Source organism: Castellaniella sp., from assembly GCF_004321985.1.
Lineage (GTDB): Bacteria > Pseudomonadota > Gammaproteobacteria > Burkholderiales > Burkholderiaceae_B > Castellaniella.
Genome location: NZ_SCQN01000064.1, coordinates 1 through 19,196 on the forward strand (window position 1 = coordinate 1; position 19,196 = coordinate 19,196).

The window sequence follows — 19,196 nt, forward strand, 5'->3', positions numbered from 1 at the left end:
GGACTTGGCCAACTCGATGCCCAGCTTCACGCCATGCAGGGACAAGTCGGAACCGTCGGTGGAAAGCAGGATGCGCTTGAACATGGGTCGTTTCTCCTCGGGATGGCGGCTACCGGCAGCTGTAGCCTCCGTCGATCACCAGTTCGCTGCCAGTGACGAACTTCGCCTCCTCCGAGGCCAGGTAGACCACGCCCCAGGCGATGTCGTCCGCCTCGCCCAGGTGGCCGAGCGGATGCAGCGCCGCCAACTCGCGCTGGTGCGCCGCGGCGTCGCCGTGAAGCGTGGTGAGGTGGTGCTCCACCATCGGCGTCCAAATGAAACCGGGGTGGATCGAGTTCACCCGGATGCGGTCGGCGGCATACAGCAACGCGTCGGTCTTGCTCATCAAGCGCACGGCGCCTTTGGACGCGTGATAGGGCGGTACATCCGGCGCGCCGACCAGGCCGTAGATGGACGACAGGTTGATGATGCTGCCGCCGCCGGCGGCGCGCATCGGGCCGATGGCGTGCTTGGTGCAGAAAAACACGCCCTTCACGTTGATGGCCTGCACGCGGTCCCACTCGGCTTCGGTCAGCTCGTGGGTGGGCTTGTTGGCGCCGGAGATGCCGGCGTTGTTGACCATCACGTCCAGACGGCCGAAACGGGCGACGGTGGCTTGCACCGCCCGCGCCACTTCGGCCTCGACGGACACGTCGGCATGCAGGTAGCAGGTGCGTTCGCCCAACTGGCGTTCGAGCGCTTGCCCGGCGGCGTCGAGCACGTCGACGATGGCGACGCGCGCGCCAGCTTCCACCATGCGCTGCACACAGGCGGCGCCGATGCCTTGGGCGCCCCCGGTAACCAGGGCGACTTTGCCATTGAGCCGGTCCACGGGCTTCTCCCTTGCAATGTCGGGCTTGCGGTGTCGAGCCGAGGGTGCGCCCCGGCCGCCAGCCGCTTGTTGACGATTGTCAATGCCGCGGCAATACCGGCATGTCGGCATGCTCGATGACGTGGTGCACCACATCATGCGGGTGGTGGCTTTTGCCTGGGCGCAGACAGCGCCGGGCAACGGGCGATCGTCAGCGACGCATCCCGGGGCCCCGGCGATGATCACGCACGACGTTGATCTGGATCACCGTTCCCCGATACGCGGCGCCTAGGTTGGGCGATGACCCGCACGTAATGCGCGAGTCTCCCCAACTCCCTCCATGAGGACCCATGCCATGGCCAATCTTGTCCACTGGAATCCCTTCAAGCCGCTGAGCCGGCTTGAATCCCGCCCACCCATGTTCGAGGACCTGTTCCATGATTTCGGCCTGCGCCCGCGCTGGCAGCAGGAGCTGGAAGCGCCGGAGATGCGCATCGACGTGGTGGAAAACGACCAGGCCTACACGGTCAAGGCGGAAATCCCCGGCGTGGAGAAGGACGCCATCGACGTGTCCGTCGATGGCAACCTGGTGTCCATCACCGCCGAGGCCAAGCGTGAGAGCAACAAGGACAAGGACAAGGAAAACGAGCGCGACCTCTACACGGAGCGCTATTACGGACAGTTCTACCGCTCGTTCAGCCTGCCCACCGAAGTGGACAGCGGCAAGGCCGAAGCACACTACGAGAACGGCGTGCTCATGCTGACGTTGCCGAAGAAAGCGAACGGCAGCGCCCGCAAACTGGCGGTCAGCTGAGTGTGCTCCTGTCCGCTCGCCGGCCATCGGAAACGACCGGCGAGCGGGGAAATGGCCCTCGGCGGCGCGACGCATGCCGAGGGCAGCACGGATCGGCGCGCCCCGGGCCGGCCGCGACCCATCCACGTTCCACCTGTGGAGCCGCGCCATGACCATGACCCTGATACGGGAGGTCCTGCTCTGGTGCGTATGCCTCAACTACGCCGCCTTGCTGATCTGGTCGGGTGCCTTCATCTTCGCGCGGAGCTGAATGTACCGATTGCACAGCCGCTGGTTCAGGATTTCGAACGAGACTTTCGACGCCGTGCATTACGGCGGCATGGCGATCTACGAGATCGGCATCCTGCTGTTCAACCTCGTCCCCCGGTTGGCCCTCTGGCTTGCACGTGGCAACTGGCTGCGCCGACTGCCGCCGTGACGCGACCCCGTCGCCGACGCGGATCGGCCTGTCCGCACCTGACCCTCATCGGTCGCACCCGCGGGGCAGGCCGTCTACTTCACCTCGTCCGCCGGCCTGGGGGCCGCGGCGCCGGGCTTGCCTGCTTTCATGCCGGGCTGGCTGATCCGGAAACTGCTGATCGCGACACCGACATCGAAGCCCTTGCCCTTGCCGGCAAGCACCAGCGATACCTTGCCCTTGGTCAGCGCCTGGGCCGTGCCCGCCTTGGCCACGCCAACGTCGCCACTGACCGCCAGATAGCTGCCCAGCACATCCTCGATCCTGGCGACGTGGGTGAAGGTGCCCTTGCCGTCGGTGATCTTCCATTTCCCGGCAGTGATGCCAATGCCTTTTGCGCGGATGGCAACCGGCATCGACGAGCCGTCCTTGCAAGTCACGATGCCTTCCCCGACCGCGCTGGAATATAGCGCCGACCATTGCTTCGAATTGAATTTGAGACTGCACTCCAAGTCACGGTCGGCGGCCGAGGCAATCGGCAACAGCGCCACCATGGCGGCGGAAGCAAGCAGCAACTGCGCAATCTTTTTCATGACCGACTCCTGTGCGGAAGGAAATGGCGCCGACCGGGGGCGCATTTCACCGTAAATCGGGCCGGCAAGCACTTGTTGATCCCAATCAACGTTTTGTCGATCGCCCATGCCGCGTTTGATGCCAAAGACGCAAGCCATGACATGAGTGAAATGATTGCCGGGACTATGGTGAATTGATCGACCAGAACCAATGCCATTGCTGCATCACTCCCTGGTTGGAAAGATACTTTTCCGACTGCGCGGCGACCGGCAGAAAAGAGTTTCCGCGGTGCATGCCACCGGGTTCGATTCCGGTTGATCGCGATCAATATCGGCAGGGGAGGCGGAGGCAATGTTCGCCTCGTCATGAGCGAAACCCCGCACCCGACCGAGCCAGCCGCGGACCCACGGCTGGCATCCCTCGAATCGCTGTTCGAGCTGCTCAACAGCACTTCGAACGGGTTGGCCGACGCCGAGTCCAGGCGTCGCCTTTCCACGTACGGGCCCAACGAGACACGGACCGACGGACGTACCCGGTACATTCGGACATTGCTCGGGCTGCTGGGCGATCCCCTGGTCCTGATGCTGCTCGCCGCGGCAGTGATTTCGGGAACCCTCGGCGACCCCGTGGGGGCGACCATCATCCTGGTCATGGTCCTGCTCAGCGTGGCGCTCAATTTTGCGCTGAGCTACCGCTCGCAACGTGCATCCGAGCGGTTGCGCGCAGAGATCGCCCCTACGGCCAGCGTTTGCCGTGACGGCACCTGGCGGGAAGTGCCGCGCCGGGAACTGGTGCCGGGCGACCTGATCCGCCTCGCTGCGGGCGACCGGATACCTGCGGACGCGCGTCTGCTTGAAACCCGGGATCTGCACGTGCAGCAGTCGGCCCTGACGGGCGAATCCCTGCCGGCGCAAAAGCTCGCCTGCGAGCGCCCGCAAGGCACCGACGCCGATGCGCAGCACCTGGTGTTTCTCGGCACCTCGGTGGTCGCGGGCACGGCCACCGCCATCGTGTTCGCCACCGGCAGGGACACTGCGTTCGGCGATGTCGCGGCACGCTTGTCGGAGCGTCCGCCACCCACCGAATTCGAGCGCGGCCTGGCCGGGTTTGCGCGGCTCATCATGCGCACCGTGTTCGCGCTGGTGCTGGTCGTGGTGCTGGCCGGCATCGTGCTGCACCGGCCGATGCTGCAGACCTTGCTGTTCGCGCTGGCATTGGCCGTGGGGTTGACCCCCGAGTTCATGCCGATGATTACCACCGTCACGTTGGCACGCGGCGCGGTGCGCATGGCGCGCCACCGCGTAGTGGTGAAGCATCTCGCCGCCATCGAGGATTTCGGCAGCATGACCGTGCTGCTGAGCGACAAGACCGGCACGCTCACGCGCAGCGAAACCAATGTTGCGGCCATGACCGATCCACTTGGCGCGCCGTCCGGACACACCGGATTCCTTGCACGCCTCAACAGCGCATTCCAGAGCGGCATCCACAGCCCGTTGGACGAGGCGATCCTGAAACGATGCGCATTGCCGCCGGGCGCCGTTCGGAAAATCGACGAAATCCCGTTCGATTTCGAGCGCCGCCGCCTTGGTGTGGTGATCGAACACGATGGCGAAATCCTGTTGATTGCCAAGGGCGCGCCGGAATCGGTGCTCGCGCAATGCACGCAATACGAAAAGGACGGTGCGCTGCATCCCTTGGACACCGGCGCGTCCGCCGCTATCAAGCGCACCTGCGACGCGTTCGGCCGGCAAGGGCAACGCGCCCTGGCCATCGCCTGGCGCAAGGTCGAACGACAGCCGCGCTACACGGCGGCAGACGAAGCCGGGATGGTGCTCGCCGGTTTCGTCGCGTTCGCCGATCCCGTGCTGCCCGGGGTGGCGGATTCCCTGGCAACGCTCGCCCGCGACGGGGTGACGGTGAAGATCCTGTCCGGCGACAACGAGCTCGTCGTCCGGCATGTTTGCGAAGAGGTCGGGCTGGATACGCGCGAAGTGTTCACGGGCGCGCAGCTCGATGCGCTCGACCAGGATGCCCTGAGCGCCATGGCTGCGCGCGTCAGCGTCTTCGCACGGGTCAGCCCCGCGCAGAAACACCGGATCGTGCTGGCGCTGAAATCCCGCGGCGCCGTGGTGGGCTTCCTTGGCGACGGCATCAACGACGCCCCTTCATTGCACGCCGCCGACGTCGGCATCTCGGTGATGAACGCCGTGGACGTGGCGCGCGATGCGGCCGACATCGTGCTGGGTGAGCGTGACCTCGGAGCGCTGCATGCCGGGGTGATCGAGGGCCGCATCGCGTTCGCCAACGTGACCAAGTACCTGCTGATGGGAACCAGCTCCAACTTCGGCAACATGCTCAGCATGGCGGTGGCGGCTCTGGTGCTGCCGTTCCTGCCGATGCTGCCCACCCAGATCCTGCTCAACAATTTTCTCTACGACCTGGCGCAGATCACCATTCCGGGCGACAACGTGGATGCCTCGCAACTGGCCGCGCCGCGCCGCTGGAGCATCGGCCTGATCCGCCGATTCATGCTGGGCGTGGGGCCGATCAGCTCGCTGTACGACTTCCTCACCTTCTACGCCTTGCTGGTGTGGCTGCACGCCTCGCCGGCGGAGTTCCACACCGGCTGGTTCGTGGAATCGCTGGCCACGCAAACGCTGGTGCTGTTCGTGATCCGCACCGCCGGCAACCCCTTGCGCAGCCGGCCGAGCAACGGGCTGATCGCCAGCGTGGTGGCCGCGGTGGTGGTCGGCCTCGTGATTCCGGCGACGCCGCTGGCCGCGGATCTGGGTTTCGTCCCGCTGCCGCCGGCCTTCTTCGTGTTCCTGTTGGCAGCCACGGCGACGTACCTGGTGCTGGTCGAGCTGGTGAAGCGCCGCTTCATGGGCGGCGTGGCCGGAGCGGGGCCCGCCCCGGTACCGGCCAAGTCACCGGCCTAAGCGGCCCGGAAACGGCCGGCTTTCAGGCGCCCGCTCGCGTGGGCGCCTGCGTCAACGCACGACGAGCACCGGCACCTTCGAACCGGCCAGCACCTTCGTCACCACGGAGCCGAGGAACAGGCTCTTCAGTACGCCGCGGCCGTGTGAACCCATCACGATCAAGTCGTAGCGACCGCGCCGTGCAAACTGCACGATTTCGGTTCCCGGATCGCCCACGAGCAGGCACTCGTCGAACACATGCCCCGCCTTGGTCAGTTCGCGCCTGGCCGGTTTGAGCGCGGCGTTACCGCTGTCGCGGTGAAATTGCGCAACGCTGTCGACATCCAGCCGCCCGGCGATCGACTTGCGCAGCGGCAGGTCCACGTTGAGCAGGGTTACAACGGCATCGGCAGGCCAGTGCCTGGCCAGGTAACGGACGGCACGCGTGCAGCTGGCGCTCCCGTCCACGGGCAGCAGTATTTTCATGCGTACGCCTCCGCGCGGCGGATGTCATGGTGCCAGCAAAGCGGAACGGTCGCTGCGCGATGTTGACCTGCATCAACGGGCGGTCAGCTTTCGGCCAACGACGGGCACCGGTGGTGCCGGGTATATCGCGCGCTTTCCGGCTGCGCGACGCAGGCAGCGAAGAAGATGCCGCAGGTTCACGCCTCCACCACCAGCAGCGGCATTTCGCTGTGCTGGAGCAGATGCCGCGTGACGCCGCCGAGCAGCCACTCGTTCATGCGCGAATGGCCCCACGCGCCCATTACCAGCAGATCGGCGCCATGGCCGCGCGCACGGTCGTGGATGGATTGCCCGTTGTCGTCCTCTTCGTCGAGGGTTTCCCATTGCGCCCGTAGCGCGTGCCGTTCCAGCCAGCGGTCAAGCGCCAGCCGGATCCGCCGCTCGTTTGCCTGGATGCGCGATACACCATCCAGCACCACGATCTCGTCGGCGCGCAGCAGCAGCGGAGCCGCCGCGCGCACTGCGCGCGCCGCCTCGGTAGAGCCGTTCCAGGCGATCGTCACCTTGTGCACGCCGTTCTCGCCCGGCCACTGATCGGGCACGAGCAGCATCGGCGCCGCTTCGGTGGACAGTACGCGACCCAGCGGATTCAGGCCGGATGTCAGGCGGGCGGCTTCACGCGCCAAGCGCCCCAGCACGAGGTCGGCAAGGCTGGCGCGTCGGGACAGCACCGCCTCGTGGAGACCGCGATGCGCTTCCCAACTCCCCTCGACGCCGTGCCTCCGGCACAACTCGCGCCACCAGTCGCGGCGGCCCCGCGCCGCCTGTTCCCGTTCCTCCAGCACGAGCATGGCATCCGGCATCACCATGACTTCAGCCGTGCTGAGCGTTACGGCCTGCAGGCCGGTGAGATGCGCGCCGTGCTGGCGGGCGAGGGCGAAGGCGAAACGCAGCAACGCAACGTCGTCGTGCTCCGGATCGATGTCGACAATGAACTCGAGCATGGCATTCCCCGGGGGCTGATCCTGCGTCTCGGCATTACAAGCCAGCAGGCGGCCGTCAGGTTGATATGGGTCAATCGGCTGCGCGCCTGCCACAGCACCCGCCCGCTGCCACCCAGGCGGATTGGGTCTCATCCGCTTCGACCGCCAGCTCCATCGGCCGCCGGCTGGCAAATCCGATCATCTCGCGCAGCTCGTTGGCATCAGCGCATCAGAGGGCGGGACCAGCCATGCATGGCCGGCCTTGCATCCCTTGGTGCGCCTGCCACCCCGGTGGTTGATGTGGATCACCCGGCCTCGCACCTCGAGCGGGATCTCGCCCGCCGGAAGGAACTCATGGCTGATGCCGGCGTTGTTGACCGCGATGTCCAGGCGTCCACAGGTTTCTTTTGTCTCCTTGACCAGTTCCACGTGGTACTGCGGGTCAGACACGTCGCCAGCTAGCGTCCACCATAAAACTTGTCCACGAACGAATGGCGGAAACCCTGGTGGCAAGCCAGGCAGCTTTGCTGGGTCCTGGAGAAAGCCGCAATGACGGCTTGACCGTCCTTCCGTTTTGCAGCCTCGCCCATGGCGTTGGCGGCATCGTGCACCTGGCCATCAAAAACCCGAAACTTTCCGGCGTCTGCTCCAAGCCAGGCAAGGATGCGCATTTTTTCCGACAAGGGCGGTTCGGCATGCTTGGCGATCTTTGGCGCCAACTCGGCAACCAGGGCCCAGTCCTCGCTGGAGATCGCACCGGTGACGGCTTGCATGTCGCGCCCCATCCCTTGCATCACGCTGCGAAGGACCATCGGGTTTGCGGCCTCGATGGATTGCGCACCCAGCCCGGTGGAGGTGACCACCAAGGCTGCCAACAAGGCGATCGTGGAAAACGGGTGGGGAGGCGGAAAGTGGCTCACGGGTTTCTCCATGGCGGACGTTGATGAGCGGCCCTGTGGGCGGCGAATGGTTGCGGGGCTCAGAACTCGAGGCTCAGGGAAATCGATCCGAACCCATGGCGGCCTGCCTGCTGGTCGAATTCACGGGTTCTCCAGACGCGCATCACGGCGAGCCGCATGCCACGTCCGGCAACGATCCATTGGCTGCTGATGCCCAGCGCTGCCTGTGCGACCCACGGCCGCCGGCTGACGCGGTGGCTGCTCCGGAACATGTTTCCGTCGAGCGAGAAATCCCAGGCGACGGCGCTTGCCTCCAGGTTCAAGAAGGCATGCGCCCCGGGTTTAGGCGCCCGCGCCGATTGCGGCCGTGTCGTGCGCAGGCCGGCATCACCCGAGGGCGGACGGTTTTCCGCACCAGGGCGGATCGGATAGCTGCCGAAGTCGTTCGGGATGTTCCAGCCCGCACGCAATTCCACGCCGGTGCTGGCGGAGGTTTCGATGTTTCCGACCCGCAGGGCATAACTGCCGATCGCGTCACTGCTCCATCCGGGACGGACGGTGCCTTCCGCGTACGGCTTGAACTTGCGTTCCATGGCGATCTGGAACGCCGGTTCGTTGCGCAACTGATTGTTCCAGCCCTGAAAGCGCTCGATGCCGCGCACCCGGTGCACCAAGTTCTGGGACTGTTCGGCCAGTGACCAGGGGCCGATCACGCCCAGGGTCAGCTCACGCACGTCCAGCATTTCGTAACCGGCGGCTCGTGGATGGATACGGCGATTCCACGCCAGCCCCATGTAGAGCAATCCGGCATATGGCCGGTCATCCGGAATCACTTCGGTGCGGGTCCTGTCCCCTGGCGTGTACATGGCCTGACCAAAACGCACGACGAGATTCTGCGACGATGACCGGACGCCGGCATCGCGCCAAAAGTCCGGGTCGGCCCAGCCGATGAAGCGGGCGTACCAGCCGATCGGCCGGGGCAGGCACTCGTGACGGAGTGCGCCTCGCAGATCGTGCGAGACGGCCGTCAGCGCCACGCCATTGGTGTAATTGCGATCGGTGCCGGTGAACAAGTCGTTTTCCAGGCGCAGGGTGCCACCCCGCCAGCGCAGCGATTGCTCTGGCAGGCACGGGTGGGGGTCTGAAGCGACCGGGGAGTCGGAACCGAGAGCAGAAATTGGGCTGAGCAACGCGCCGGCAGCCCACAACGCAAGAAACCACAGCGGCGGCCGGGCTTTTGTGCTGCGCAAACTCCGATGAGGTGCGTCGTCACGCATCATGCTGGCGCGTCACCTGCTTCTACGCCGCCATGAAAGCGTTCGAGGGCACTGACGATTTCCTCGGCTTCGTCCACGCAGGTGAACAAGTCGAGATCGGATGGAGAGATGTAGCCTTCGTCGAGCAGCAGATCGAAATCGACCGCGCGTTGCCAGAACGCGCGCCCGACCAGCACCACCGGAATCCGCTGCATCTTTCCGGTCTGGATCAGGGTCAGCACCTCGAACAGCTCGTCGAGCGTTCCGTAGCCGCCGGGGAAAGTCACCAGCCCCTTCGCGTGCAGCAGGAAATGCATCTTGCGCAGCGCGAAATAGTGGAAGCGGAACGCTAGTTCCGGGCTCATGTAGGGGTTGGGAACCTGTTCGTGCGGCAGCGTGATGTTCAGGCCAATCGAGCGCGCGCCAGCCTCGAAGGCGCCGCGGTTGGCGGCCGCCATGATGCCGGAGCCGCCGCCCGTGACGACGACGAAATCGGCGCGACCCTGCTGCTGGAAGCGCGTCGAGATCAGGCTCGCGAAGCGCCGTGCCTGCTCGTAGTGGCGTGCCTGTTCGACCCGGCGCCGGGCGCGGGCGAGCTCCTGCTGCAGCCCGGCATCCCCGGGCGCCGCGAGTGCCCGCTGCTCCAGCGCACCGAAGCGGGCGGCAGCGGTGTCGGCATCGCTCACGCGCGCGCTGCCGAACACCACCACCGTCGACCGGATGCCCTGCGCATGCAGGGTGCGCTCGGGTTTGAGCAGTTCAAGCTGCAGCCGCAGGGGGCGCAGCTCATCCTGGCCAAGCAGGTCGGCATCTTCGTAGGCGAGGCGGTACGTCGGCGACTCGAGGATCGCGCGCAAACGCTCGGCGGAACCGCTTTCCGGTTTCATCGCCCGTGCTCCGGAACATCCGGCCAGCGCAGCGCGTAGCCCGGTTCGGGCACCGTGACCTGCCAGCCGAGTTGCCGCTGCAGGAGTTCGGCGAAGGTCTGCGCGGTGGGCGGTTCCCCATGCACCACGAAGGTTCGTGCGGGGGCCTGGGCGAAACCCCGCGCCCAGTCCAGCAGCGCCTTTTGGTCGGCATGCGCCGAGAGGCCGCCCACGTTGTGGATCGCGGCCCGTACCGGGATGTCCTCGCCGAACAGGCGCACCCGCTCGGCGCCCTCGATCAGGCGCCGGCCCAACGTGCCCTGCGCCTGGAAACCGGAAAACAGCACGCTGCATTCGCGGCGTGGCAGGTTGTGGCGCAGATGGTGCCGGATGCGCCCTGCGTCGCACATGCCGCTGGCGGAAATGATGATGGCCCCGGAGCGGATCCGGTTTAGCGCCATCGACTCCTCGACACTTCCCGTGAAGTGCAGATACGGGAGATCCTCGCCGCGCGCGTGCCATTCGGCCAGCTGCCGGGCCTGTTCATCGAACAGCTCCAGATGCTCGCGCGTGATGCGCGTGGCCTCGGTGGCCATCGGTGAGTCCACGAACACCTTGAGCTGGCGCAGTCGCCCCTCGCGGGTGAGCCGGTGCAGGTGGTAGAGCACCTCCTGGGTACGGCCGACCGCGAAGGCCGGCACGATGACGTTGCCACCACGCGCGAACAGGGTTTCCTCGACGATGCGGACCATGTCCTCTTCGGTCGCCAGGAAATCCTCGTGCAGGCGATCGCCGTAGGTGGATTCGATGACCAGGATGTCGGCGTCCGCGATGGGTGTCGGATCGCGCAGGATGGGGCGTCCCGGCTGGCCCAGATCGCCGCTGAACACGAGCTTCGTCGGCTTGCCGCGTTCGGTGGCCCAGACCTCGATGATGGCCGAGCCGAGGATGTGCCCAGCATCGCGAAAGCGCACCCGCACCCCGACGCCAGGGGCGAACTCGCGGTCATGGGCGATGCCTCGCATCTGCCGCAGGCACTCGCGTGCATCCTGCAAGGTGTACACGGGGGGCGCCACGGTTTTCGCTTGGGACCGCCTGGCCTCCCGTTGCGCATCGCCCTCCTGGATGTGGGCGCTGTCGGGCAGCATCACCCCGACCAGATCGACGGTCGCCGGCGTGGCGTAGATGGGCCCCTTGAAGCCTGCCCGCGTGAGCTTGGGCAGCAGCCCGCTGTGGTCGATGTGGGCGTGGGTCAGCAGCACGAAATCGATGGACGCCGGATCGAACGGGAAGGGTTCGCGGTTGCGCACCGCCGCCGCGCGCCCACCCTGGACCATGCCGCAATCGACCAGAAAGCGCAGGTCGGCCGTTTCCACCAGAAAGCACGATCCGGTGACCTCGCGTGCTGCACCCAGGAAGCTCAGTTTCATGGATGTTCACTCCCGCATCGTCTGCTGTATTGGGCCGGTGCCCAGGCCGTGGTGCGTGGCGGTTTCATCGTGGCGCGTCAGGGGGTAGAAGCCGCGACGGAGGCGGCGGCGGACGGGTCCCAGCCGCCGCCCAGCGCCTTGTACAGCGCCACCAGTTGCACGGCCGCGTTGGTATGCGCGCGTGCGGTGGCGAACTCGGCCTCGTCCAGGCTGCGCTGGGCGGCCAGCAGTTCGACCAGGGCGATGTCGCCCGCCGCGTAGCGTGCCTTGGCGTGACCGTAGCTCGTGCGCGCAGCATCCAGTGCCATGCCGCGGCGCTTCAGGGTCTCCAGCCCGCCGCGGTAGTCGCCCAGCGCGCGCTCGGCGTCGCCCAGCGCGGCCAGCACGGCCTGCTCGTATGCGAGCGCGGCCTGCCGCTGCCCGGCCTCGCGTGCGCGGATTTCGGCGCGCACGCGGCCGCCGTCGAACAGACGCCAGGAAATCATCGGCAGGATGGAAAAGCGCGAGCTGGAGGCATCGAACCAATCGCCCGCGCTCAACGCCTGGAACCCGCCGCCGACACCGATGGAGAGCTTGGGAAACAGCTCGGCCGTGGCCACGCCCACGTCGGCGGAACTGGCCGCCAGACGCCGTTCCGCCGCCAGCACGTCGGGGCGCCGGCGCAGGATGTCGGCGCGCTCGCCCACCGGCAGCGCCGGCAGGGTGCCGGGTGTCAGCGGGCCGTCCAGCAAGGCGAGCTCCCGCTCCGGCGGGGCACCCAGCAGCACGCCCAGGCCGAGGACGGCGGCACGCTGGCGCGCCTCGATATCCGGCAGGAGTGCGTTCGCCGCGGCCCATTGGGCGTACACGGTTTCCACGTCGGCCGCCGACGCGTCGCCCAGCGCTTGCCGCTGGCGCACCAGTTCCAGGGTCTGCTGCAAGGTGTCCAGCGTGGCCTGTTGTGCGTGCAATTCGGAGCGGGCGCCGACGGCGGTGAACCAGGTGCGCGCGACCTCGGCCACGATGCGCATGCGCACGCCCTGCGCCTCGGCCTCGGTCGCCTGCAGGCGGGCACTGGCGCCTTCCAGGGCGCGCCGTTTGGCGCCGAACAGGTCGGCCTCCCAGGCTGCGTCGAAGCCCGCGTCGTAGATGGTCTGCGTGGCGTCCAGGCCGGGGATCTTGCCGACGGGCAAGGGGCCGTTCCGGCTTTGCCCGCGCCGGTTGACGCTGGCGCCGACACCCACGGTCGGCAAGGCCGCGCCGGCCACCCGATCGCGCAGCGCGCGTGCCTCGTCGATGCGGGCCGCGGCCTGGCGCAGGTCCAGGTTCTGGGCCAGCGCCGTGGCCACCAGGCGATCCAGGGTGGGATCGTCCAGGGTCGACCACCAATGGCTCAGGTCTGCGGGCCGGGCGTTGCCGGCCGACGGCAAGGTCCAGCCGCTGCCGAGGTCGACCGGTGGCGGTTTGCGGTAATCGGGGCCGACGGCCGCGCAGGCGGTCAGCAGCAGGCCGGACAGGGCCAACGCGAGCGTGCGCTTGTGCCCGGAGGTCATGCCGGTGCCGGCTGCACGCAGGACGGAGATGGCGGGCTCGGGTTTCATTGCAGGCGTCCTCGGACGAATACGGTGGCCATGGTCAGCGTGGTGAGGGCAATGACCGCCAGCGGCCACAGGCTGGCGAGGATCTCGCCGGGCGGCATGGCCTTCAAAAAGCTGCCCTCGACGATGACCAGGAAGTGGGTCAGCGGAATGGCCTGTGCCAGCCATTGGAAAACGACGGGCATGTTCTCCACCGGCGTCGCAAAGCCGGACATCAGCACCGCCGGCACGCCGATGGCAAATGCGCCGAGGATGGCCTGCTGCTGCGTCATGCTGACCGCGGAAATCATCAGGCCGATGCCGACCACCGACAGGATGAACAGCACGAGGCTCGCGAGCAGCAGGGCGAACGAGCCGGTGAACGGGATGCCAAACAGGAACACGCCCGCGCCGATCATGAACAGGCCCAGCAGCGTGCCGATGGCCAGCGCCGGCAGGGATTTGGAAATGATGATTTCCGGCGTCGAGGTGGGCGAGACCAGCAACTGGTCGAAGGTGCCGAGCTCCCGTTCGCGCGCAATCGACAACGAGGTGATCAAGAGCGAGCTGAACAACGCCAGGATGCCGGTCAGGCCGGGCACGATGTACCAGCGGTAGACCAGGTTCGGATTGAACCAGTGGCGCACCAGCACGGGCGAGGGTGCCCGTGCATCGGGCACCACCTCGGCGCCGACATCGGCGGCGATGGTCGACAGGTAGGACACCGTGATCTGCCCCGAATTGCTGCGCCGGCCATCGACCAGCACCTGCGCGTGGCCGCTCCCGCCGGCAGCGATCGTGCGCGAGAAATCGGCGGGAATGGCCAGCGCCGCGATCACCTCGCCACGGTTGATCAGCTCGTGCAATTGCTGCCGGTTGTCGATGCGTCGTACTTGGGAGATGAACTGGGCACTTTCCAGCCGCTGCACCAGCTCGTGCGACCAGCGGCCCGCGTCCTGGTTGTAGACGGCGATATCGACGTTGCGCACATCGAGGGTCGCGGCAAAGGCGAACACCAAAAGCTGCAGGATCGGCGGCACGAACACCACCATGCGGCTGCGCGGGTCGCGCAGGACGCTGAGTACTTCCTTGATGAACTGGGCGCGCAGGCGGGTGAACGAGAAGGCGGCGGTCGACATGGGTTCACTCCAGGTTCTTGCGCGTGGCGCGCTTGGCGATCACGAAGAACAGCGCGCCGATCGCGGCCATCGCCGCCAGGTTGGGCAGGAACACCGCCCAGACGTCGCCGGCCAGGAACACGGTCTTGAGCGAATCGACGAAATAGCGCGCCGGAACCACCCGGGTGATGGCGCGGATCGGCGCCGGCATGGCGTCGATCTCGTACAGAAAGCCCGACAACATGAAGGCCGGCAGGAAACCGGTGAACAGCGCGATCTGCGCTGCCAGGAACTGGTTGCGTGCCAGCGAGGAAATCAGCAGACCCTGGCCCAGCGCCGGCACCATGAACACCGCCGACAGCAGCAGCAGCGCGGCCAGCGAGCCTCGCATCGGCACGCCGAACACGAATACGGCCAACCCCGCCGCGACCAGCGTGGACAGCATGCCGAGCACGAAGTACGGCAGCAGCTTGCCGATCAGGATCTCGGCGATCGAAGCAGGCGTGGACAGCACCGCCTCCATGGTGCCGCGCTCCCATTCGCGCGCCACGACCAGCGCGGTGAGCATGGTGCCGATGATGGTCATGACGATGGCGATCGCGCCGGGGATCAGCGCGCGGCGGCTTTCCAGCTCGGGGTTGAACCAGTAGCGCGGCTCCAGCACGACGGACTGGGGCGGCGCCGCAACACCCAGCCCGGCACGCCAGGTCTGCACCACGCCGCGGGCGTAGTTCTCGACGTAGTTGGCGGTGTTGGGGTAGGAGCCGTCGGTGATGATCTGCACCAGCGGCTCGCTGCCGCGCTGCGCCAGGCGCTGCTCGAAATCCTGCGGAATCACCACGTAGCCGCGCAGGGCACCGGACACCAGCTTGTCGGCCACTTCGCGCCGGTCATGGGCGAACTCCACCTGCAGAAAGCGGGTACCGGAAAACGCGGCGGCCAGCGACTGCGCCGAGGCGCCGGGGGATTCGAGCACCACGCTGACGCGGACGTCCCTGGCATCCAGCGACACCGCATAGGCGAACAGCAGCAGCAACACCACCGGCAGCACGAAGGCGATCAGCAGCGTCGAGGGATCGCGCAGCGCCTGGTGGCTTTCCTTGGTGACCAGGGCCATCAGGCGCCGCAGGTTGAAGCCGCGCAGGTCGGGCTGCTGCGGGCCGCCGCCCTGGTGCTTCATGGGAGCGTTCATGGGGCGGCCTCCATCTCGCGCGCGGCCGACTCGACCAGGTGGATGAAGGCGTCCTCCATGGTCGGATCGGGCTTTTGCGGGCTCGCCGTCATGCGCTTGAGCGCGTCGGGCGTGTCCAGCGCAATCAGCCGCGCGCGCGAGAGCATGGCAACGCGGTCGCAGTATTCGGCCTCGTCCATGAAGTGGGTGGTGACCATGATGGTTACGCCCTTGCGCGCAAGTCCGTTGATGTGGGTCCAGAACTCGCGCCGGGTGATGGGATCCACCCCTGAAGTGGGCTCGTCCAGGAACAGCACCGGCGGGCGGTGCATCAGCGAGCAGGCCAGTGCCAGGCGCTGCTTGTGCCCGAGCGGAAGCGAGTCGGGCGTGGCGGCCAGCCAGCCGCCGAGGTCGAAGGTTTCGATCATCTCGGCGATGCGCTCGCGCCGAGTATCGCCTTCCAGCCCGTAGACCCCAGCCGAGAACTCGAGGTTCTGCTGCACCGACAGCAGGCCGTAGAGCGAGAACTTCTGCGCCATGTAGCCGAGCCGGCTCTTGGCCGCACCGGTGGCGCGGCGCAGGTCGAGCCCCACCACATGCGCCTCGCCCGCCGTGGGTTTGAGCAGGCCGCACAGCATCTTGAAGGTGGTGGACTTGCCGGCGCCGTTGGGGCCGAGCAGGCCGAAGATTTCGCCCTTGCGCACCTCGAAGCTGACGCTGTCGGTGGCGGTGAATTCGCCGAAGCGCTTGGTGAGGTCGCGGCACGACACGGCAATGTCCGAGCCCAGCTCGACCGGCGCCAGCCGCTCGGCCAACGTGGAAGTGCCGCCGGGGCCGCCGCCGAGCAGGTCGATGAAGGCGTCCTCGAAGCGCGCCGGCACCGGCGTCAGCGCCACCCGCGCCCGATCGGCCAGGGCCTGCACCGGTGCCGTGTCGGCACCCGCGCGCAGCACCACGCGCACGCCGGCGCCCTGGATCACGCCATCGCTCACGCTGGGCAGATCGAGCGCCTCGGTCAGGATTGCCCGGCGCTCGGCGCCGACGTTCTCCAGGCGGAAGCTGCGGCCTTCGAGCTGCGCGGTCAACTCTTGCGGCGGCCCGTCGAACAGCAGCTTGCCCTGGTTGAGCAGCAGCACGCTTTCGCAGCGCTCGGCCTCGTCGAGATAGGCGGTGGACCAGACCACGGCCATGCCCTCGTCGGTCAGCGCCTGCACCATTCGCCACAGATCCTGGCGGCTGACCGGGTCGACGCCCACGCCGGGCTCGTCCAGCAGCAGCACCTTGGGCCGCGCCATCAGTGCGCAGGCCAGGCCGAGCTTCTGCTTCATGCCGCCGGAGAGCTTGCCGGCGAGGCGCTCGGTGAAGGGGCCAAGCCGGGTGAAGTCGAGCAGCTCGGCAAACAGCTCGGCGTTGCGGTTGGCGTCCATGCCACGCAACCGTGCGTACAGGCGCATGTTCTCCATCACCGACAGGTCTTCGTACAGGCCGAAGCGCTGCGGCATGTAGCCGCTGGCGACGTGGATGGCGTCGTTGTCCCTGACCACGTCGAAGCCGGCCAGGGTGACGCGACCGGCGTCGGGCACCAGTAGGCCGGTCAGGATGCGCATCAGCGTCGTCTTGCCGGCGCCATCCGGGCCGACCAGGCCGGTCAGCCGTCCATACTGGATGTGTGCGCTCAGGCCGCGCAGCGCCTGCACCTGGCCGAAATGCTTGTCCACGCCGTCGATGACGACGGCGGCATCGGTATCGAAGGCCGTGCCGTTCGGCGTGGCGGCGATGGCAGCGCCCGCAGGCATCTCAGCGCTTCCCGGTGGGTGTGGCCGTGCCGGGCGGGGCATCGAGCGTGATGGTCACCGGCATGCCCTGGCGCAGGCCGGCGTCGCTGTCGGCGCCATCGACGACGATGCGCAACCGGTACACGAGGTCGGTGCGCAGGTCCGTCGTCTCCACCGTCTTGGGCGTGAATTCGGCGCGCGGCGAGATGAAGCCGATGTGGCCGCGATAGACCTTGTCCGATGAATCGCTCTTGACCTGCACCGCTTCGCCGGGGGCGATGCGCCCCAGGTCCGGCTCGCCGACATAGGCGCGCACGTAGACCGGCTTGTCCAGGCTCAGGCTGTAGACCGTGCTCTGGCTAGCCACCATGCTGCCGGGCTCACGCACGCGGGCGATCACGGTGCCGTCGCTCGGCGCGACCAGTTCGGTGTCCGCCAACGCCGTGGTGGCTTGCGCCGCGGTGGCCTGGGCGGCCGCCAGGCGTGCTTCGGCCGCGGCGATGTCTTCCTGGCGAAAGCCTTCGGAGGCCTGCGACAGGGCCGCCTTGGCCGCGGCGACGCCGGCGGTTGCCTGATCGCGCGTCATGCGGGCGGCATCGACCGTTCGTTGGCTGCTGGCGCCCGATGCCAGCAGGCCGCTTTGGCGCTGGAAGTTGCGTTCGGACTCGGTGGCCAGCGCCTGTGCCCGCTTGAGTGCTTCGCGTGCCTGCGTGATCTCCTGCGGACGCAGGCCGCGGCGCAGCTTGGCCAGCTCGGCCTGCGCCACCTGTACCTGCGCCTGCGCGGCGGCCAGGGCATCCCGATACGGCTGTGCATCCAGCGCGGCCATGCGGGTACCGGCACGCACCGTGTCGCCCTCGTCGAAGGCCATCTGCAGCACGCGGCCGGGCTGGCGGAACGCCAGTTGCACCTCGCGGATGTCGACGTTGCCGTAGAGGCGCAACGTATTTTCCTTGCCGTGGTCGCGCGATAGCCAGAACACCAGCGCGCCGCCGAGCGCGAGGATGACGACCGCGATCGCGATCCGGCGAATTTTTGGGGCGGGGAGGGTTGGAGTCGTCATGGCAGGGTTCCCGCTGGAGAAAAGGTTCAGTGTTCGTGCCCGGCCGGCGCGTCCGCTGCCGAGCGGCGCCAAGCCAGAGTCGCAATGCCCACCCACACCAGAATGCGCAACGTCATGGCAACCGGCGTGCGCGGCTCCCAGGCACCACCCAGAAGCACATGCACGCCGAAAGCCAGGAACCCGAGGGCGGTCGCCACCGCGATGGCCGTCGCCAGCCAGACGGCCCAGCGCCGGCGCCGCCACAGGCCGACGCCTGCGATGATGTAGGCGAACCCGGCCAGGAAATTGAGCCAGAGCACAAAAGGCACGTAGTGGCCGGCGGCCCGGCGCGCTGCACCATCGAAAAACAGCACTGCACCGCCCTCCCGAAGGGTGAGCAGGCCGAAGCCGATAGCCAGCAGGGAGAGCAGCCAGCCCCAGGCGGTACGCTGCGGTCGGGCGGCCGGGTTCATGGCCGTTGCGTGATGCCACGCAGGTAGATGGCGAACACGGTGGACGCCTCGCTTCGGATGTGACCGACCTTGCCGGCCAGCAGCGACTGCATGACCAGCCCTTGGATGGTGCCAATGAACAGCACGGCCGCAGCCCTCACGTCCAGATCCGCGTCCAGCTCGCCCCGCGTCCTGCCTGTCTCCATCACACGACGCAGGCGCTGTTCGTACTGGCGAAGCAGGGTCTGGACCATCCGCTTGGCGAGCGTTTCGCCGGGACGCTGCAGCTCCCCGAACAGCATGCGCGGCACACCCGGGTGTTTGGCTACGAAGTCGATGTGCGTCATGAACATGGATTCAAGCGCCGCAACCGGCGACGCCGCGCCTTCGGCCGCCATGTCCAGGCGGACCAACAGGCGCCCGCTGACCCAGGCCATCGTTGCCTCCAGGATCGCGTCCTTGGTGGGGAAGTGGCGGAACAGCGCGCCCTGCGTCAAACCCATGCGATCGGCAATGGCGGTGGTCGTGATATCGGCCGGGTTCTGCTCTGCCGCCAGAGCGACCACGGCTTGCACCGTGGCCGCGCGCCGTTCTTCGGCGGATAGGTGTTGCGGGCGTGCGGTCACGTTCA

General features: G+C 67.4%; 21 protein-coding genes. 5 read left to right on the forward strand and 16 right to left on the reverse strand.

Annotated elements, in window-relative coordinates; genetic code table 11:
* Positions 1–109 precede the first annotated feature (109 nt).
* Positions 110–871 carry a glucose 1-dehydrogenase gene (locus tag EPN31_RS15750; RefSeq protein WP_291775448.1) on the reverse strand — a complete coding sequence of 254 codons (762 nt, stop codon included), beginning with the start codon at positions 869–871 and terminating at the stop codon, positions 110–112.
* Between the two features lie 82 nt (positions 872–953).
* Between EPN31_RS15750 and EPN31_RS15755 the strand changes: the two genes are divergently transcribed.
* The 4 genes from EPN31_RS15755 (at position 954) to EPN31_RS15765 (ending at position 2,082) form a co-directional block, all read left to right on the forward strand.
* On the forward strand, positions 954–1,142 hold the full coding sequence (locus EPN31_RS15755) for a hypothetical protein (protein ID WP_291775451.1): 189 nt from the start codon (positions 954–956) through the stop codon (positions 1,140–1,142).
* Between the two features lie 63 nt (positions 1,143–1,205).
* Positions 1,206–1,664 (forward strand): Hsp20/alpha crystallin family protein, encoded by a 459-nt coding sequence (locus tag EPN31_RS15760; RefSeq protein WP_291775454.1) that lies wholly within the window; start codon positions 1,206–1,208, stop codon positions 1,662–1,664.
* Between the two features lie 148 nt (positions 1,665–1,812).
* Complete coding sequence (locus EPN31_RS16750) at positions 1,813–1,914, forward strand: DUF6868 family protein (protein WP_367188325.1); 102 nt, start codon at positions 1,813–1,815, stop codon at positions 1,912–1,914.
* Positions 1,915–2,082, forward strand: a complete 168-nt coding sequence (locus EPN31_RS15765; RefSeq protein ID WP_291775457.1) for a DUF6868 family protein — start codon at positions 1,915–1,917, stop codon at positions 2,080–2,082.
* A gap of 74 nt (positions 2,083–2,156) precedes the next feature.
* Here EPN31_RS15765 and EPN31_RS15770 read toward each other — a convergent pair whose 3' ends face one another.
* The gene (locus tag EPN31_RS15770; protein WP_291775460.1) at positions 2,157–2,654 is read right to left on the reverse strand and encodes a hypothetical protein; all 498 of its coding nucleotides are present in this window, start codon (positions 2,652–2,654) and stop codon (positions 2,157–2,159) included.
* 294 nt (positions 2,655–2,948) lie between these two features.
* Between EPN31_RS15770 and mgtA the strand changes: the two genes are divergently transcribed.
* On the forward strand, positions 2,949–5,573 hold the full coding sequence (gene mgtA, locus EPN31_RS15775; RefSeq protein ID WP_291775463.1) for a magnesium-translocating P-type ATPase: 2,625 nt from the start codon (positions 2,949–2,951) through the stop codon (positions 5,571–5,573).
* Positions 5,574–5,624: 51 nt separating this feature from the next.
* Here the strand turns inward: mgtA and EPN31_RS15780 are convergent, their stop codons facing one another.
* The 14 genes from EPN31_RS15780 to EPN31_RS15845 all read right to left on the reverse strand — a co-directional run bounded on the left by EPN31_RS15780 (position 5,625) and on the right by EPN31_RS15845 (position 19,191).
* Entirely contained in the window at positions 5,625–6,038 is a 414-nt protein-coding gene (locus EPN31_RS15780; protein ID WP_291775466.1) for a universal stress protein, read from the reverse strand.
* Positions 6,039–6,214: 176 nt separating this feature from the next.
* A complete protein-coding gene (locus EPN31_RS15785) occupies positions 6,215–7,021 on the reverse strand; it encodes a universal stress protein (protein ID WP_291775469.1) in 807 nt (268 codons plus the stop codon).
* Positions 7,022–7,198: 177 nt separating this feature from the next.
* Positions 7,199–7,429 (reverse strand): hypothetical protein, encoded by a 231-nt coding sequence (locus EPN31_RS15790; RefSeq protein ID WP_291775473.1) that lies wholly within the window; start codon positions 7,427–7,429, stop codon positions 7,199–7,201.
* Between the two features lie 29 nt (positions 7,430–7,458).
* The gene (locus EPN31_RS15795) at positions 7,459–7,932 is read right to left on the reverse strand and encodes a cytochrome c (protein WP_367188326.1); all 474 of its coding nucleotides are present in this window, start codon (positions 7,930–7,932) and stop codon (positions 7,459–7,461) included.
* Positions 7,933–7,979: 47 nt separating this feature from the next.
* On the reverse strand, positions 7,980–9,179 hold the full coding sequence (locus EPN31_RS15800; RefSeq protein WP_291775478.1) for a lipid A deacylase LpxR family protein: 1,200 nt from the start codon (positions 9,177–9,179) through the stop codon (positions 7,980–7,982).
* Positions 9,176–10,042 (reverse strand): TIGR00730 family Rossman fold protein, encoded by an 867-nt coding sequence (locus EPN31_RS15805; RefSeq protein WP_291775481.1) that lies wholly within the window; start codon positions 10,040–10,042, stop codon positions 9,176–9,178. The genes EPN31_RS15800 and EPN31_RS15805 overlap by 4 nt, the downstream gene beginning before the upstream one ends.
* A complete protein-coding gene (locus EPN31_RS15810) occupies positions 10,039–11,451 on the reverse strand; it encodes an MBL fold metallo-hydrolase RNA specificity domain-containing protein (protein ID WP_291775484.1) in 1,413 nt (470 codons plus the stop codon). The genes EPN31_RS15805 and EPN31_RS15810 overlap by 4 nt, the downstream gene beginning before the upstream one ends.
* A gap of 77 nt (positions 11,452–11,528) precedes the next feature.
* Entirely contained in the window at positions 11,529–13,031 is a 1,503-nt protein-coding gene (locus tag EPN31_RS15815; protein WP_291775487.1) for an efflux transporter outer membrane subunit, read from the reverse strand.
* Positions 13,028–14,146: an ABC transporter permease gene (locus tag EPN31_RS15820; RefSeq protein ID WP_291775490.1), complete on the reverse strand. Its 1,119-nt coding sequence runs from the start codon at positions 14,144–14,146 to the stop codon at positions 13,028–13,030. The genes EPN31_RS15815 and EPN31_RS15820 overlap by 4 nt, the downstream gene beginning before the upstream one ends.
* Before the next feature lie 4 nt (positions 14,147–14,150).
* The gene (locus tag EPN31_RS15825; protein WP_291775493.1) at positions 14,151–15,317 is read right to left on the reverse strand and encodes an ABC transporter permease; all 1,167 of its coding nucleotides are present in this window, start codon (positions 15,315–15,317) and stop codon (positions 14,151–14,153) included.
* Positions 15,314–17,092: an ATP-binding cassette domain-containing protein gene (locus EPN31_RS15830; RefSeq protein ID WP_291775496.1), complete on the reverse strand. Its 1,779-nt coding sequence runs from the start codon at positions 17,090–17,092 to the stop codon at positions 15,314–15,316. The genes EPN31_RS15825 and EPN31_RS15830 overlap by 4 nt, the downstream gene beginning before the upstream one ends.
* A 1-nt stretch (position 17,093) precedes the next feature.
* Entirely contained in the window at positions 17,094–18,134 is a 1,041-nt protein-coding gene (hlyD, locus tag EPN31_RS15835; protein WP_291775499.1) for a secretion protein HlyD, read from the reverse strand.
* A gap of 26 nt (positions 18,135–18,160) precedes the next feature.
* The gene (locus EPN31_RS15840) at positions 18,161–18,586 is read right to left on the reverse strand and encodes a hypothetical protein (protein WP_291775502.1); all 426 of its coding nucleotides are present in this window, start codon (positions 18,584–18,586) and stop codon (positions 18,161–18,163) included.
* Positions 18,583–19,191 carry a TetR/AcrR family transcriptional regulator gene (locus tag EPN31_RS15845; RefSeq protein ID WP_291775505.1) on the reverse strand — a complete coding sequence of 203 codons (609 nt, stop codon included), beginning with the start codon at positions 19,189–19,191 and terminating at the stop codon, positions 18,583–18,585. The genes EPN31_RS15840 and EPN31_RS15845 overlap by 4 nt, the downstream gene beginning before the upstream one ends.
* Positions 19,192–19,196 lie beyond the last annotated feature (5 nt).